Origin of the sequence: Mycolicibacter arupensis (assembly GCF_002086515.1) — a bacterium.
GTDB lineage: Bacteria > Actinomycetota > Actinomycetes > Mycobacteriales > Mycobacteriaceae > Mycobacterium > Mycobacterium arupense.
Genome location: NZ_MVHH01000013.1, coordinates 1 through 14,412 on the forward strand (window position 1 = coordinate 1; position 14,412 = coordinate 14,412).

Sequence of the window (14,412 nt, forward strand, 5' to 3'; positions counted from 1 at the left end):
CCCACCTCGACCACGGCCAACCCCGCACCAACCACTACCACCACCCCGAAAAACTGCTGCGGGAAAGCGAAGACGACGACGGGCCTTAGTCCGGCAGGTGCGGTGACGCCTACAGGGGCGTGACGTAAGCCGAGCTGATACCGCCGTCGACCAGGAAGGTCGAGCCGGTGATAAACGAGGCGTCATCGCTGGCCAGGAACGCGACCGCGGCCGCGATCTCCTCCGGCTCGGCGAACCGGCCCACCGGAACGTGCACCAATCGGCGCGCGGCACGCTCCGGGTCGGCGGCGAACAGCTCTTGCAGCAGCGGGGTGTTCACCGGTCCGGGGCACAGCGCGTTGACCCGGATGCCCTGTCGGGCGTACTGGACCCCGAGCTCACGCGACATGGCCAACACGCCGCCCTTGGAGGCGGTGTAGGAGATCTGCGAGGTGGCCGAACCCATCACCGCAACAAACGAAGCGGTGTTGATGATCGATCCCCGCCCGGCCGGCGCCATGTGGCGCAGCGCCGCCCGGCAACACAGGTACACCGACTTGAGGTTGACGTCCTGAACCCGTTGCCAGGCAGGCAGTTCGGTGGTCTCGATCAGGTCATCGTCGGGCGGCGAGATGCCGGCGTTGTTGAAGGCGATGTCCACCGATCCGAAGGTCTGGGCGACGGTGTCGAACAACGCGTCAACCTGGTCCTGATCGGAGACATCGACCTGAACGAACAGTCCGTCGAGTTCGTCGGCGACCGCGGAGCCGGCCGCCTGGTCGAGGTCCCCGACGACGATCTGGGCGCCCTCGGCGCGCATCCGCCGCGCGGATGCCAAGCCGATGCCGCCACCGGCGCCGGTCACCACGGCCACTCGTCCGGCCAGGCGTTGGGTCAGGTCGGTCACTGCGTCTCCTTCACTGCGATGAATACGTTCTTGGTCTCGGTGAACGACAGCGGGGCATCCGCGCCCAGCTCCCGGCCCAACCCTGATTGTTTGAAACCCCCGAACGGAGTGGTGAAGCGCACCGAGGAGTGCGAATTCACCGACAGGTTCCCGGCTTCGACCGCCCGCGAGACCCGCAGGGCCCGGGACAGGTCGTTGGTCCAGATCGAGCCTGACAATCCGTAGACGGTGTTGTTGGCCATGGCGATGGAGTCGGCCTCATCCTCGAACGGCAGCACCGTCACCACCGGGCCGAAGATCTCCTCGGTGACGCAGCGGTCGTTGGCCGCGGGCGTCAGGACCGTGGGCGGGAACCAGAAGCCGGGGCCGGTGGGCGCCTTGCCGCGGAAGGCGACCGGTGCATCGTCGGGCACATAAGAGGCCACCTTCTCCCAATGCGGGCGAGACACCAGCGGGCCCATTTCGGTGTCGCGAGACGTCGGGTCACCGACGACCACACCGGCCACGGCGGGCTCCAGCAGCTCCATGAAGCGGTCGTAGACGCTGCGCTGCACCAGGATCCGGCTGCGCGCGCAGCAGTCCTGTCCGGCATTGTCGAACACGCCGTAGGGCGCCGTCGCCGCCGCCTGCTCCAGGTCAGAATCAGCGAACACGATGTTGGCGCTCTTGCCGCCGAGCTCCAGGGTGACGCGTTTGACGCCGGCCGCGCCGGCCTGCAGCACGCGGGTGCCGGTGGCGGTGGACCCGGTGAAGACGATCTTGGCCACGCCCGGGTGGGTGACCAGACGCTCCCCCACCTCCGCACCCCGACCGGGGAGCACCTGCAGCAGGTCGGGATCCAAGCCCGACTCGACGGCCAGTTCGGCAAGCCGCAGCGTGGTCAACGGCGTCCACTCGGCGGGCTTGATCAGCACCGCGTTTCCGGCGGCCAGGGCCGGAGCGAAGCCCCACGCCGCGATCGGCATCGGGAAGTTCCACGGGGTGATGATCCCGACGACGCCGAGTGGCTCATGGAAGGTGACATCGAGACCGCCCGCAACGGGAATCTGCTTGCCGGACAGTCGTTCAGGGCTGGCGGCATAGAACTGCAGCACGTCGCGGACGTGCCCGGCCTCCCATTCGGCGGCCGCCACCGGATGGCCGGAGTTGGTGACCTCCAGCGCGGCCAGCTCGTCGATGTGGGTGTCGACGATCGCGGCGAAGGTGCGCAGCGCGGCGGCCCGCTCGGCGGGGGCGCGCTTGGCCCACCTCTTCTGGGCGGCCTGGGCGCGGCGCACCGCGTCGTCGACTGCGGCGGCGTCGAGGTGCTCGACGGTGTCAAAGACCGCCCCGGTTGCCGGGTTGATCAGTTCGTGCTTCACTCGCTCACCCGCGCCCGCTCAAACCTGACCGCTTCCGCGACGATCGCGGTGAACAGCCGCAGATCTTCCGGCGACTCCTCGGGATGCCACTGAACCGCGAGCACAAATTCCTCCCCGGGAAGCTCGATCGCCTCGATGACCCCGTCGTCATCGCGCGCACTGACCACAAGTTTCGCACCCACGTCGGCGATCGCCTGATGGTGGTAGCACTGCACCTGACAGGTCTGGCCGAGCAACTCGGCAAGGCGCGTGCCTGCCACCGTGCGCACCGGCATCGGGGTGAAGACACCGTTTCCGGCGCGGTGCCCGGAGTTGCCGATCACGTCGGGCAGGTGCTGGTGCAGCGACCCGCCAAGCGCGACGTTGAGCACTTGGGCGCCACGGCAGATGCCCAGCACCGGCATACCGCGCCGCATCGCCTCGGCCAGGAGAGCGAATTCCCAAGAGTCACGCGTGGTGTCGGGCCGGTCGGTCTCCACGTGCGGCGTCTGGCCGTAGCCTTCGGGGTCGAGGTCGCGGCCACCGGTGATCACCAGGGCACTGACGCCGTCGAGCACCCGCGCGGCGATCTCGGCCGACACCGGCTGGGGCGGCAGCAGCACAGCGATTCCGCCGGCGGCGGTAATGCCATTGATGTATTGAGCAGGCAGCAGCCCGGCGCGCGTATCCCACACGCCGAATCGCGCCCGGTCCAGGTAGGTCGTCAGTCCGATGACCGGCCTAGCGGGTTCAGAACCGTTCAAAACCTCGGACCCTCTCCCAATCGGTCACCGCAGTGTTGAACGCATCCAGCTCGACTCTGGCGCTGTGCAGGTAATGGGTGACGACCTCGTCGCCGAAAGCCTTACGCGCCACTGCCGACTCGGCGAAAAGTTCTGCGGCACCGCTCAGTGTCGTGGGCAGGTGCGGCAGGCCGGACTGGTAGGCGTTGCCCTCAACCGGGTCGGGCAGCGCGAGTTCATTGTCGACGCCGTGCAGTCCCGCCGCGATCAGCGCCGCCACCGCCAGGTAGGGATTGACGTCGCCGCCGGGCACCCGGCACTCCACCCGCATGGAGTCGCCGTGGCCGAGAACACGCAGCGCACAGGTGCGGTTGTCCAGGCCCCACGCGATCGCCGTCGGCGCGAAGCTGCCTCCGACGAATCTCTTGTAGGAGTTGATGTTCGGTGCGTAGCACAGGGTCAACTCGGGCAGCGTCGCCAGCACGCCGGCCAGGAAGCTCCGGAACAGTGCCGACATGCCGTGCGGTGCGGTCGAGTCGGCGAACACCGGAGATCCCTCGGTGCTGCGCAACGACAAGTGCACATGGCAGCTGTTGCCTTCACGCTGGTCGTACTTCGCCATGAAGGTCAGGCTCTTGCCGTGCCGGTCGGCGATCTCCTTGGCGCCGCTCTTGTAGACGGTGTGGTTGTCGCAGGTGGTCAGCGCCTCTTCGTAGCGGAAGGTGATCTCCTGCTGACCGTTGTTGCATTCGCCCTTGACGCCCTCGCAGCGCAGGCCGGCACCGGTCATGCCCAATCGGATGTCGCGCAACAGCGGCTCCAGCCGGGTACTGGCGACCAGGCCGTAGTCGGCGTTGTAGTCGGTTCCCGGGGTCAGGCCGCGATACCCGCCGGCCCATGCCTGGCGATAGCTGTCTTCAAAGACGAGGAATTCCAGTTCCGTTGCCGCGTAAGCGACCAGGCCGCGTTCGGCCAGCCGGGCGACTTGCGCGGCCAGAATCTGGCGGGGGGCCACCGCCACGGGGCCGCCGTCCGGCCAGTGCGCGTCGGCCAGCACGAGGGCCGCGCCGGGTTGCCATGGGAGCCGACGCAGCGTGGCGAAATCCGGTTTGAGCACCAAGTCGCCGTAGCCGGTTCCCCAGTCCGCGATGGAGTAGCCCGGGACGGTGTTCATCTCCACATCGACGGCCAGCAGATAGCTGCAGGCCTCCACGCCGTGTTCGGCGACTTCGGCGAGAAAATGCTCGGCGGCAACTCTCTTGCCCATCAGCCGGCCCTGCATATCGGCGAACGCCACCACGACGGTGTCGATCTCGCCTGCGGAGACCAGCTGCTGAAGTTCGATCTGGGTCAGCATCGCAGGTCGGGTCATTGTGCTCCTTCGCCGACGGCGATCGTCTCTGACATTTGAGTGCTGTCAGGCTACCCGCCCGCCGTCAGCCGGTGAGCCCCAGCCGACGGTATTGCGCCCAGGGCGCTACCAGGTACTGGCCCGCAACACGATCTCCATCGCGAACTGCGCGGTGAACTCGGTCGCGCTGCGCCGTCCCGGCAACACCACCAGCCGGTGTTCGCCGTAGACGAATCGCTGGCTGGCATCGGCCACCGAGGCCGTTGCCCGGGAACTGACCAGGACCGTGGTGTTGATCTCCACCGGCGGGCAGCGCTCGTCACGGATCACGCCGCTCAGGTCCGGTGCGCGCGGATGGCCCCGGTCGAGGGCCACCAGCCCGGTGAATCGGTCCGGGCGGGTAGCCGCAAGCTCCCAGGCATTGTCCGCACCGGTCCGGTCGCCCACCAGGACACCGCACTGCACACCCAGTGAATCGAGGATGCCGATCACCGACTTGGGTGTCAGGCGCGGATCCGCCCCGATCACGATGGTGCGCAAGGAAGCGGTGTGCAACCGTTGGCAGACCGCGTCGTAGGCGGTGAGCGGGTGCTGGGCGGCGGCGAGAACAACGACGACCGACCCGTTCTGCGGGCCTGCGACATCGACGGGGATGGGGAACCCGTCGATGGTCATCATCGTGCCCGGCATCTTGGCAACGCTACAGCCCGTCGGTCGGCATCGGGGCGGTTTCGGCGGGCCCCTCAAGCCGCTGGCCGATGGCCGCCTCAGCCGCGATGTGCCTGACGATTCACGGCAGGGTGAGGATCTCCGCGCCGTCGTCGGTGACCACCAGAGTGTGCTCGAATTGGGCGCTCCAGGCGCCGTCGCTGGTCACCACAGTCCAGTCGTCGTCCCAGATCTCGTAGTCTAGACCGCCCAGATTGATCATGGGCTCGATGGTGAAGGTCATCCCGGGCTCGATGATGGTGTCGACCTCAGGCTGGTCGTAGTGCAGGATCACCAGCCCGTTGTGGAAGGTCGGACCGATGCCGTGTCCGGTGAAGTCGCGAACCACGCTGTAGCCGAAGCGGTTGGCGTAGGACTCGATGACGCGGCCGATCACCGACAGTGCCCGCCCCGGCTTCACCGCTTTGATCGCACGCATGGTGGCCTCGTGGGTGCGCTCCACGAGCAAGCGATGCTCCGGTGACACATCACCGGCCAAGAAGGTGGCGTTGGTGTCGCCATGCACGCCGTCGATGTAGGCGGTGACGTCGATGTTGACGATGTCCCCGTCGGCGATCACCGTCGAGTCCGGGATGCCGTGGCAGATCACCTCGTTGAGCGAGGTGCAGCATGACTTGGGAAAACCCTTGTAGCCCAAGGTAGATGGGTAGGCACCGTGGTCGACCATGTACTCATGGGCGATGCGGTCCAGCTCGTCGGTGGTCACCCCGGGCGCGACCGCCTTACCCGCCTCGGCCAGCGCACGCGCGGCGATCCTGCTCGCCACCCGCATCTTCTCGATCACCTCGGGTGTCTGCACCCACGGCTCGGAGCCTTCGGCGGCCGTTGCCCGGCCGACGTATTCCGGGCGTGAGATCGAACGAGGCACTGGCAGCGTCGGAGAGAGCACGCCGGGAGACAACGGGGCACGAACAGGCATTACGCCAGCCTAGCGGTGATCGCAAGGCCGGCGGAGCCGGGCGAAGCGGGTCACCGCCATCGACACCGCGGAGCTGGTCAGCGCCGCCATCGCAGCTTGCGGCGGGGACCCCTGATATCCACCGAACCGCAGACCACGCGCCCGGTCAGCACCAGGTGCGGAACGCCTTCGGCGGGTGGATCGGTGCGTCGGTCCCGGGCGCTGCCGCCGTAGACCTCGACGTCGTCGATCGAAGCGCTGGCGCCGTCGGGCAGGCGGATGTCCACCGAGCCCAAGCGCATATCGAGTTCGATGACGACGACCGGCCCGGCGAAGCGTGCCTTGGTGAGGTCGAGATCGACCGAGCCCAGACGCCGCACCAATGCCAGCCGGGTCGGCACGATCCATTCGCCGTGGCGTTTGAGCGATCCGGCCCAGCCACGCAGCTCCACGCGGTCCGCCGCCGACGAGACGATGGCACGCGGGCCGGGCAGGTCACCGATGAGGGTGTCCAGCTCCGAACGCATCCGAGCCTGCGACACCTGCGCCGCGCGCTCCTCGAACTCGCCGATGTCGATCAAGCCGAGGGAGACAGCGTTGTGCAGGCGGCGAAGCGTGCCGTTGCGGTCCGCATCCGAGATGCGTAAGGCCACGTCGGCCATGTCGTCGCTGAGACCCGTCATGGCTCCCCAATTTACCGGTGCCGGCCGCGTCGTGCGTCGTGCGGAAAACCGGTAGCGGCTCGGAGGCGCGGGCGTCGACCCCGTAGCGCCCGGCTCCGCCGCGCCTGCGATCGCCGCTACAGCAGGAAGTTGTCCGGCAACGAGTCGAACATCACCTTGGTCATCCGGACCGCATACTGCGAGCTGCCACCGCCGACGATCAGCGACGCGAAGGCGAGGTCTCCGCGGTATCCGGCGAACCAGGAATGCGAGCCGCCGGCGAATTCCGCCTCTCCGGTCTTGCCGAACACCGGGCCGCAACCGGCGATGTCGCGTGCGGTGCCGTCGGTGACCACCAGCCGCATCATCTCGCGCAGGCCGGCGAGCATCTCCGCGCTGACGGGGGCACCGGCCGGGCCGTTGACCGCCGTCGGCCGGCCTTCGATCAGGCGGGGCACCGGGGTTCGGCCCGCGGCCACCGTGGCCGCGGCCAAGGCGAGGCCGAAGGGGCTGGTCAGCACCTTGCCCTGCCCGAATCCGTCCTCGGTGCGTTCGGCCAGGTCCACGGTCGGGGGGACGGAGCCGGTTACCGTGGTGATCCCGTCGACCAGGTAGTCCACCCCGATCCCGTAGCGCGTGGCCGCCTGTGTCAGGGCGCGCGGAGGCATCCGGCTGGCCAGCTCGGCAAATGTGGTGTTGCACGAGTTGGCGAATGCCCGCGACATGGACACCAGGCCAAGATCGAACCCCCCGTAGTTGGGGATGGTGCGCTGGCCGATGTCGAGTTCGCCGGGACAGCCCACCATCGAATTCGGGGAGGCCATGTCACGTTCGATGGCCGCGCCCGCGGTGACCATCTTGAAGGTGGATCCGGGTGGATACAGGCCGCTGGTGGCCACCAAGCCGTCGGCGTCGGCCGCCGCGCTCTGCGCCACGGCCAGCAGCTCCCCGGTGGAAGGCTTGATCACCACCATCATGGCCTTGTCGCCGCGAGTGTTGACCGCGTTCTGGGCGGCGCGCTGCACCGCTCGGTCCACGCTGATGGTCAGCGACGGCGCCGGCGCCGGTTCGACCTCGTGCAGTACCGCGACGTCGACCCCGTTCTGATTGACGCTGACCACACGCCAGCCCGCGGCGCCTTCGAGTTGGGTGCCGACGGCTTTTTTGACCTCGTTGATCAGCATCGGCGCGAAGTGGTCGTCGGTGGGCAACAGGTCGGGGCGGGGGGTGACCAGCACTCCGGGAAGAGCGCCGATCGCAGGTTCGACCCGGTCGTGATCGGCCTTGCGCAGCGTGATCAGGTCCAACGGGGTCACCGAGGAACTGGCCTGCTCTGCCAGTCGCTGCGGGTCACCGAGGGCGTCGTCGAAGGCCCGCAGGGTGTCGACCACACCGCGCGCCGTGCGCATCAGGTTCTGGCCGGCCCGGGTGGCGTCGAGTTGGTAGTGATACACGTAGCCGGGCACCAGCACGTCGGTGCCGCCGATCTCGTTGACGGCGGCGCGCCGCGGGGGGTCGGCCCGCAGCGCGAAGGTCTGGTGCTCCCCCAGTTTGGGGTGCAGGCCGGTGGCCGCCCAGCGGACCGTCCAATGTCCTTCATTACGAACCATTTTGAGCTGGCCATCGTAGGCCCAGATCCGGTTCTTCGGCAGCTTCCACGTATAGCGGAAGGCAACGCTTCCGGTGTCGTCGTTGTAGCGCGCGCTGAGCATCTGCGCATCTAGATGTTCGGCCTGCAGCCCCGCCCAGGCGGCGTTGAGGGCACTGCGCGCCGTGGACGGGTCGTCGCTGAGTTCGGCCGCGGCAGCGGTGTCACCGTTGGCCAGGGCCGAGAAGAAGAGCTCGGCGACGGGCCCGGGCCCATCGGGGCGTGGGGTGCAGGCCGCCAAACCCGCGGCGGTGAACAGCACGGTGATCAAGCCCGTGACACGTGTGACGAATGAGATCCCAGTTGTCATTGGGGCTGATGTTAAAGACTGCGGGAGTCACCGGCGTGGAGGCGCACCGAGATCTGTTCGTTTCCGATCCGAGATGTGGCGAGGCGCGCCTTCGATCAGTCGAGTAAGACCGTCGCGAAGGTGCCGACCCGGGTGAACCCGACCCGTTCGTAGGTGGCTCGGGCCACCTCGTTGAAGTCGTTGACGTACAGGCTGGCAATGCGCCCGGTTCCCACGATCACCGCGGACAGCATGGCCGTACCGCCGATGCCCAAGCCCTGCCCACGCCGCTCCGGATGCACCCAGACGCCCTGGATCTGGCCAACGGTCGGCGACTGCGAACCCACCTCGGCTTTGAACACCACCTCACCGTGCTCGAATCGCGCCCAGGCGCGGCCCGCCGCAATCAGATTGGCCACCCGCCGCCGGTATGCACGACCGCCGTCCCCGGCTCGCGGATCCACACCCACCTCACCGATGAACATGTCGACCGCCGCGACCAGGTACGCGTCGAGCTCGTCGGGGCGCACCTGGCGCACCTCGGGATCCATCGCGCACGTGGGCATGCTGTGCAACGCCATCAACGGCTGACTCTCCCGCACATCGCGGGCCGGGCCCCAGGAATCGGCGAGGCGCCGCCACATCGGCAACACCAGTTCCGCACGGCCGACCAGGGACGAGCAGCGCCGGATAGCACCGACCGCCTTGTCGGCGAACGCGGCAAGGTCGGCAGGTGCTCCGCGCAGCGGAATCAGGTTCGCGCCTGCGTAACACAGGGATTCGTCAACGCCGCCCCGCGTCCACAGCTCGCCACCGATCGAACGGGGATCGACGCCGTAGTCGGCCACCCGGGCCGCCACCATGCAGGAGCCGATCGGATCCTCCTGCAGGACACGCCACACCTCCGCGGCGTCGCGCGCCACAGACACGCGTGCCTGCTCGAGGCGGAAATCGGGCGGAGCCGACATAGTGAATCAGCTTACGGCGACGGTGGGTGAACCGCCGGGGGAACCGTCAGCCATCTGCTCGGCTAAGCGCATGGCCTCTTCGATCAGGGTCTCGACGATCTGCGCCTCGGGGACGGTCTTGATCACCTCGCCCTTGACGAAGATCTGCCCCTTGCCGTTACCGGAAGCAACGCCCAGATCCGCCTCACGCGCTTCGCCCGGCCCGTTGACCACGCAGCCCATCACCGCGACGCGCAACGGAACGTCGATCCCCTCCAGCCCGGCGGTGACTTCATTGGCCAGCCGGTAGACATCGACCTGCGCCCGGCCACACGAGGGGCACGACACGATCTCCAGACCCCGTGGCCGCAGATTGAGCGACTCCAGAATCTGATTGCCGACCTTGACCTCCTCCACCGGAGGTGCCGACAACGACACCCGGATGGTGTCGCCGATACCGCGAGACAGCAGTGCGCCGAACGCCACCGCGGACTTGATGGTGCCCTGGAACGCCGGCCCGGCCTCGGTGACACCCAGATGCAGTGGGTAGTCACACCGCTGCGCCAACTGCTCGTAGGCGGCCACCATAACCACCGGATCGTTGTGCTTGACGCTGATCTTGATGTCTCCGAAGCCGTGCTCCTCGAACAGCGACGCCTCCCAGAGCGCTGATTCCACCAGCGCCTCCGGGGTGGCCTTGCCGTACTTGGCCAGGAATCGCTGGTCCAACGAGCCGGCGTTCACCCCGATCCGGATCGGAATGCCGGCAGCGCCGGCGGCCTTGGCGACGTCACCGACCCGGCCGTCGAACTCTTTGATATTGCCGGGATTGACGCGCACGGCGGCACAGCCGGCGTCGATTGCGGCGAAGATGTACTTCGGCTGGAAATGGATGTCGGCGATCACCGGAAGCTTGCTCTTGCGGGCGATCTCCGCCAGGGCGTCGGCATCCTCCTGCCGGGGGCAGGCCACCCGCACGATGTCGCAGCCGGCGGCGGTCAGCTCGGCGATCTGTTGCAAGGTCGCGTTGACGTCGTGAGTCTTGGTGGTGCACATCGACTGCACCGGAATCGGGTGGTCGCTGCCGACTCCGACACCACCGACCATCAGCTGACGGGTCTTGCGCCGCGGCGCCAGCGTGGGTGGCGGAGCGGCCGGAATTCCAAGGCCGACGCTCATGCGAGGTCTCCCATCAAAACAGCCTGATCGGGTTGACCAAGTCAGCGGTCACGGTGAGCAGCATGTAGCCGACCACCACCACCAACACTACGTAGGTGGCCGGCATCAGCTTGAGATAGTCCACCGGCGCAGCCGCGACCTTCCCGCGCGCCGACCGGAACACATTGCGGAGCTTTTCGAAGAGCGCGATCGCGATGTGGCCGCCATCGAACGGCAGCAGCGGCACCAGGTTGAGCACACCCAGGATGAAGTTCAGCTGCGCCAGGAAGAACCAGAACGCCACCCACAGGCCATGATCGACGGTGTCGCCGCCGATGATCGACGCCCCCACCACACTGATCGGGGTTTCGGGGTCACGCTGCCCGTGCGGATTTCCGATCGCGTGCATCAGTGCGCCGACCTTCGACGGGATGTTGGCCAGCGACTTGCCCAACAGCACCGCCAGATCCCCGCTGAAGGTGAAGGTGGCCGGGACCGCACTGATCGGCCCGTATTGAGTGGGCCCGAATTGGGCGGCCCCGACGCCGATAGCGCCGACCGTGCTGGGGGCCGCTTCGCCACCGGCACCGTCGGTGATCCAGCGCTGCGTGGGCGTCACGTCGACGTAGGTGGTGAGCGTGCTGCCGTCACGCTCGATCACGATCGGGGTGGTGCCGTGTTGCTTGCGCACGGCGACGGCCATCTCCTCAAAGGTCGACACCGGGGTATCGCCGACCTTGACGACCACGTCACCGGATCGGATGCCGGCCAGCGCGGCCGGGCCGGGTCCTGTGCAGGTGCCGAGTTCGCCCTTGGTGACCTCGGGGGCCACGCAGGCGGTATCGCCGATCACTGCGGTGGTGGGCGCATGCAGGTTGGGCAGGCCCCAGATCACCGCGATCGCGTACACCAGCACCAGGCCGATGATGAAGTTCATCGCGGGGCCGGCGAACAACACCGCCACCCGTTTCCAGGTCTTCTGCTTGAACATGGCGCGGTCGAATTCGTCGGGCGCCAGCTCCTCGACCGCGGTCATGCCGGCGATGTCGCAGAATCCGCCGGCCGGGACCGCCTTGAGGCCGTACTCCGTCTCGCCGCGTCGGGTCGACCACAGCGTGGGGCCGAAGCCGACGAAGTAACGGCGAACCTTCATTCCGGTGGCCCGCGCCACCCACATGTGCCCGCATTCGTGCAGTGCCACCGAAACCAGGATGGCCAGCGCGAACAGCGCGATGCCGACCGCGAACATCATCGGTTGCTTCCGACCTTTCTCGTAGCTGTCGCCTCGACGGCGCGAGCCGCCCGTTCCTTGGCCCAGCGTTGCGCGTCGAGTACCTCATCCACGGTAGCGGGTTGTGCGGCCCATTGGTCGGCGGCGCCCAGCACCTCGGCGATGATGCCCACGATCGCCGGGAACCCGATCCGGCCCGTCAGAAACGCCTCCGCCGCCTCCTCGTTGGCCGCGTTGTAGACCGCGGTCATGCACCCACCGATCGTTCCGGCACGGCGGGCCAGCTGCACCGCCGGGAAAACCTCGTCGTCGAGCGGTTCGAATTCCCAGGTAGAAGCGCGGGTGAAGTCACAGGCCGCCGCCGCGCCGGGCACCCGCGCTGGCCAGCCAAGGGCCAGCGCGATCGGTAGGCGCATGTCCGGCGGGCTGGCCTGGGCGATGGTCGACCCGTCGGTGAAGGTGACCATGGAATGCACGATCGACTGCGGGTGGACGACGACGTCGATGCGCTCGTAGGCGACTCCGAACAGCAGGTGCGTCTCGATGAGCTCGAGGCCCTTGTTGACCAGTGAGGCCGAGTTGAGGGTGTTCATCGGACCCATCGACCAGGTCGGGTGGGCACCGGCCTGCTCGGGAGTGACATGCTCCAGCTCCGCGGCGGTAAAGCCCCGGAACGGCCCTCCCGAGGCGGTCAGCACCAGCTTGGCGACTTCCTCGGGGGTACCGCCGCGAAGGCACTGCGCCAGCGCGGAGTGCTCAGAGTCCACCGGCACGATCTGACCGGGCGCGGCTGCCTGCAGCACCAACGGACCACCGGCGATCAGTGATTCCTTGTTGGCCAGCGCCAGCCGAGACCCGGTCTCCAGCGCGGCGAGTGTGGGCCGCAGGCCCAGCGCGCCCACCAGGGCATTGAGGACAACGTCAGCCTCGGTCTCCTGTACCAGGCGGGTTACGGCTTCGGGGCCGCAGTACGGGACGTCGAGCGCCTCACCGACCCGGGCGTCGGCGACGGCGATGTTTCTTACGCCGGTTTCGGTGCGCTGGGCGGCCAGCAGCTCCGGAGTGCCGCCGCCCGCGGCCAGCCCGACGATCTCGAAGCGATCCGGATTTGCCGCGATGACCTGCAATGCCTGGGTCCCGATCGAGCCGGTGGAGCCCAACAGCAGAACTCTGGTCCGGCCCCCCGACGACGCGCTCACCCACCTATTGTGCGCCCGGGTAGTTCCCGAAGCTCCACAGGTTGCCTTCGGGATCGCGCACCGCGAACTCACGAGCGCCGTAGTCGGTATCGGTCAGCGGTCGGATGACATCGGCCTGGTGTTGCAGGACCCGCTGGTAGAGGCCGTCCGGGTCGCCGGTGACGACGAAGACACCCGCGGTACCCGGTTCACGGCACCAGTCATTTCCGGGCTTATAGCTGCCCATCATCAGGCCGCCGGTGCCTTCGGGCCAGTTCAGCTGGGCGTGGTCGACGGTGTCTCCGTCGCCGTAGCGCGCTGTGAGGACAAAACCGAAGGTGTCGACGTAGTAATCGATGAGCTTCGGCGCGTCATGCGCCTGCAGGGTCAACCAGACGGTCGGGTTCGATGCAGTCATCGGACCACTGTGAGCGCTGCCCATGCCCGCCGTCTTGAATGTTTTGGAACTCCTCGACCAGCCACGCCGCCGGCGACGTCCCGGCGTACCGAACGAACTCGCGGGTCAGGTGGGCCTGATCGGCGTAGCCTGCCGCCACCGCAGTCGCGGCCAGGTCGACCCGCCTCCGGCCGCGAGCGGCGAGCGCCAATCGGGAGGTCGCGTACTCGAAGCGCATCAGCATGGCGACCTCCTTCGGTGCCCGGCCCACCTCGCGGCGAAACAGCGTGCTCAGATGCCGCTGACTGAGCCCGACCCGTTCTGCGACATGACCGATGGGGACCCTGCCACGACTGCGCCGCAGTAACTCCCAGGCAGCGGCCACCTCTGCTCGCACGCCGGTCCGGCAACGACTCTGCTGCGCCACCAGGTAGTGCGACACCACGTCAAAGGCGTCCGACCAGCTTGGTGCGCAGGCGAGCTGCTCATGCAGGCGCTCCACCGACCGGCCCAAGATCGGCGCGGCATCGAAGTCGCTGACACTGAGCTCGGCGGCCGGCAGGCCGAACAGCGCGCGCGAGGCCAGCGGATGTACCGCCAACTGAACGCCGGCCTGACCCCGGCGCTGCCGGACGTGGCTGGCCTGCACATGCAGGCCACCGAGGATGACGGGAGTCGGCCGCGCCTGTGGCAGCGCGTCAATGGTGTCGGCGGCTTCCACCCCGTCGTCGAGGCTGACGATGAACGTCAACGTCGATGCCGGCATGCCCCGATGGACGCCGTCGGGCACGTCGAGCGCGCGATAACCGACCATGGCGGCAACCCCCGGCGCCGGATGCTGCGGGGCCATCGCGAAATCCCAGATCGGCGGCGCCTGTTCGGCGTGCTGGGCCATGCCGTCCACGGTAGGTCGGCCGAGTTGCGATATGTCAGAATGGCGCGCAGGAGTTGCACA

General features: G+C 67.9%; 15 protein-coding genes. 1 reads left to right on the forward strand and 14 read right to left on the reverse strand.

What is annotated here, in order from left to right; genetic code table 11:
- Nucleotides 1-89, forward strand: an 89-nt coding sequence (locus tag BST15_RS22605) for a hypothetical protein (protein WP_234808414.1), incomplete at its 5' end; no start/stop codon positions are given.
- Nucleotides 90-109: 20 nt separating this feature from the next.
- Here the strand turns inward: BST15_RS22605 and BST15_RS08585 are convergent.
- From BST15_RS08585 to BST15_RS08650, 14 genes are all read right to left on the reverse strand, one after another.
- Nucleotides 110-886, reverse strand: coding sequence for a 3-oxoacyl-ACP reductase (locus tag BST15_RS08585; protein ID WP_046188507.1), 777 nt, complete (start codon nt 884-886; stop codon nt 110-112).
- Nucleotides 883-2,247 carry an aldehyde dehydrogenase family protein gene (locus BST15_RS08590; RefSeq protein WP_046188508.1) on the reverse strand — a complete coding sequence of 455 codons (1,365 nt, stop codon included), beginning with the start codon at nt 2,245-2,247 and terminating at the stop codon, nt 883-885. The genes BST15_RS08585 and BST15_RS08590 overlap by 4 nt, the downstream gene beginning before the upstream one ends.
- Complete coding sequence (locus tag BST15_RS08595; RefSeq protein ID WP_234708233.1) at nt 2,244-2,990, reverse strand: gamma-glutamyl-gamma-aminobutyrate hydrolase family protein; 747 nt, start codon at nt 2,988-2,990, stop codon at nt 2,244-2,246. Before BST15_RS08595 ends, BST15_RS08590 begins: the two co-directional genes overlap by 4 nt.
- The gene (locus tag BST15_RS08600) at nt 2,977-4,341 is read right to left on the reverse strand and encodes a glutamine synthetase family protein (protein ID WP_046188510.1); all 1,365 of its coding nucleotides are present in this window, start codon (nt 4,339-4,341) and stop codon (nt 2,977-2,979) included. The genes BST15_RS08595 and BST15_RS08600 overlap by 14 nt, the downstream gene beginning before the upstream one ends.
- Before the next feature lie 105 nt (nt 4,342-4,446).
- A complete protein-coding gene (locus BST15_RS08605) occupies nt 4,447-5,010 on the reverse strand; it encodes an alpha/beta fold hydrolase (protein ID WP_046188511.1) in 564 nt (187 codons plus the stop codon).
- A gap of 100 nt (nt 5,011-5,110) precedes the next feature.
- A complete protein-coding gene (gene map, locus BST15_RS08610) occupies nt 5,111-5,968 on the reverse strand; it encodes a type I methionyl aminopeptidase (RefSeq protein WP_046188512.1) in 858 nt (285 codons plus the stop codon).
- Nucleotides 5,969-6,045: 77 nt separating this feature from the next.
- Nucleotides 6,046-6,630, reverse strand: coding sequence for a DUF1707 SHOCT-like domain-containing protein (locus BST15_RS08615; RefSeq protein ID WP_046188513.1), 585 nt, complete (start codon nt 6,628-6,630; stop codon nt 6,046-6,048).
- A gap of 116 nt (nt 6,631-6,746) precedes the next feature.
- Nucleotides 6,747-8,567, reverse strand: a complete 1,821-nt coding sequence (locus tag BST15_RS08620; RefSeq protein WP_083070897.1) for a penicillin-binding transpeptidase domain-containing protein — start codon at nt 8,565-8,567, stop codon at nt 6,747-6,749.
- A 95-nt stretch (nt 8,568-8,662) separates the two neighbouring features.
- Entirely contained in the window at nt 8,663-9,514 is an 852-nt protein-coding gene (locus BST15_RS08625) for a GNAT family N-acetyltransferase (RefSeq protein WP_046188514.1), read from the reverse strand.
- A 6-nt stretch (nt 9,515-9,520) separates the two neighbouring features.
- A complete protein-coding gene (ispG, locus tag BST15_RS08630) occupies nt 9,521-10,672 on the reverse strand; it encodes a flavodoxin-dependent (E)-4-hydroxy-3-methylbut-2-enyl-diphosphate synthase (RefSeq protein ID WP_046188515.1) in 1,152 nt (383 codons plus the stop codon).
- Nucleotides 10,673-10,685: 13 nt separating this feature from the next.
- The gene (locus BST15_RS08635; RefSeq protein WP_046188516.1) at nt 10,686-11,903 is read right to left on the reverse strand and encodes a M50 family metallopeptidase; all 1,218 of its coding nucleotides are present in this window, start codon (nt 11,901-11,903) and stop codon (nt 10,686-10,688) included.
- A complete protein-coding gene (dxr, locus tag BST15_RS08640) occupies nt 11,900-13,081 on the reverse strand; it encodes a 1-deoxy-D-xylulose-5-phosphate reductoisomerase (protein WP_046188517.1) in 1,182 nt (393 codons plus the stop codon). Before dxr ends, BST15_RS08635 begins: the two co-directional genes overlap by 4 nt.
- Before the next feature lie 4 nt (nt 13,082-13,085).
- Complete coding sequence (locus tag BST15_RS08645; protein WP_046188518.1) at nt 13,086-13,478, reverse strand: VOC family protein; 393 nt, start codon at nt 13,476-13,478, stop codon at nt 13,086-13,088.
- Nucleotides 13,432-14,271, reverse strand: coding sequence for an AraC family transcriptional regulator (locus BST15_RS08650; RefSeq protein ID WP_046188553.1), 840 nt, complete (start codon nt 14,269-14,271; stop codon nt 13,432-13,434). Before BST15_RS08650 ends, BST15_RS08645 begins: the two co-directional genes overlap by 47 nt.
- Between the last annotated feature and the right edge of the window lie 141 nt (nt 14,272-14,412).

Excerpts from the sequence above, each read along its gene's own strand:
- BST15_RS08600 (WP_046188510.1), bottom strand. The coding sequence starts at position 4,341 with ATGACCCGACCTGCGATGCTGACCCAGATCGAACTTCAGCAGCTGGTC.
- ispG (WP_046188515.1), bottom strand. The coding sequence starts at position 10,672 with ATGAGCGTCGGCCTTGGAATTCCGGCCGCTCCGCCACCCACGCTGGCG.
- BST15_RS08625 (WP_046188514.1), bottom strand. The coding sequence starts at position 9,514 with ATGTCGGCTCCGCCCGATTTCCGCCTCGAGCAGGCACGCGTGTCTGTG.
- BST15_RS08620 (WP_083070897.1), bottom strand. The coding sequence starts at position 8,567 with ATGACAACTGGGATCTCATTCGTCACACGTGTCACGGGCTTGATCACC.
- BST15_RS08615 (WP_046188513.1), bottom strand. The coding sequence starts at position 6,630 with ATGACGGGTCTCAGCGACGACATGGCCGACGTGGCCTTACGCATCTCG.
- BST15_RS08650 (WP_046188553.1), bottom strand. The coding sequence starts at position 14,271 with ATGGTCGGTTATCGCGCGCTCGACGTGCCCGACGGCGTCCATCGGGGC.
- BST15_RS08645 (WP_046188518.1), bottom strand. The coding sequence starts at position 13,478 with ATGACTGCATCGAACCCGACCGTCTGGTTGACCCTGCAGGCGCATGAC.
- BST15_RS08605 (WP_046188511.1), bottom strand. The coding sequence starts at position 5,010 with ATGCCGGGCACGATGATGACCATCGACGGGTTCCCCATCCCCGTCGAT.
- map (WP_046188512.1), bottom strand. The coding sequence starts at position 5,968 with ATGCCTGTTCGTGCCCCGTTGTCTCCCGGCGTGCTCTCTCCGACGCTG.
- BST15_RS08635 (WP_046188516.1), bottom strand. The coding sequence starts at position 11,903 with ATGATGTTCGCGGTCGGCATCGCGCTGTTCGCGCTGGCCATCCTGGTT.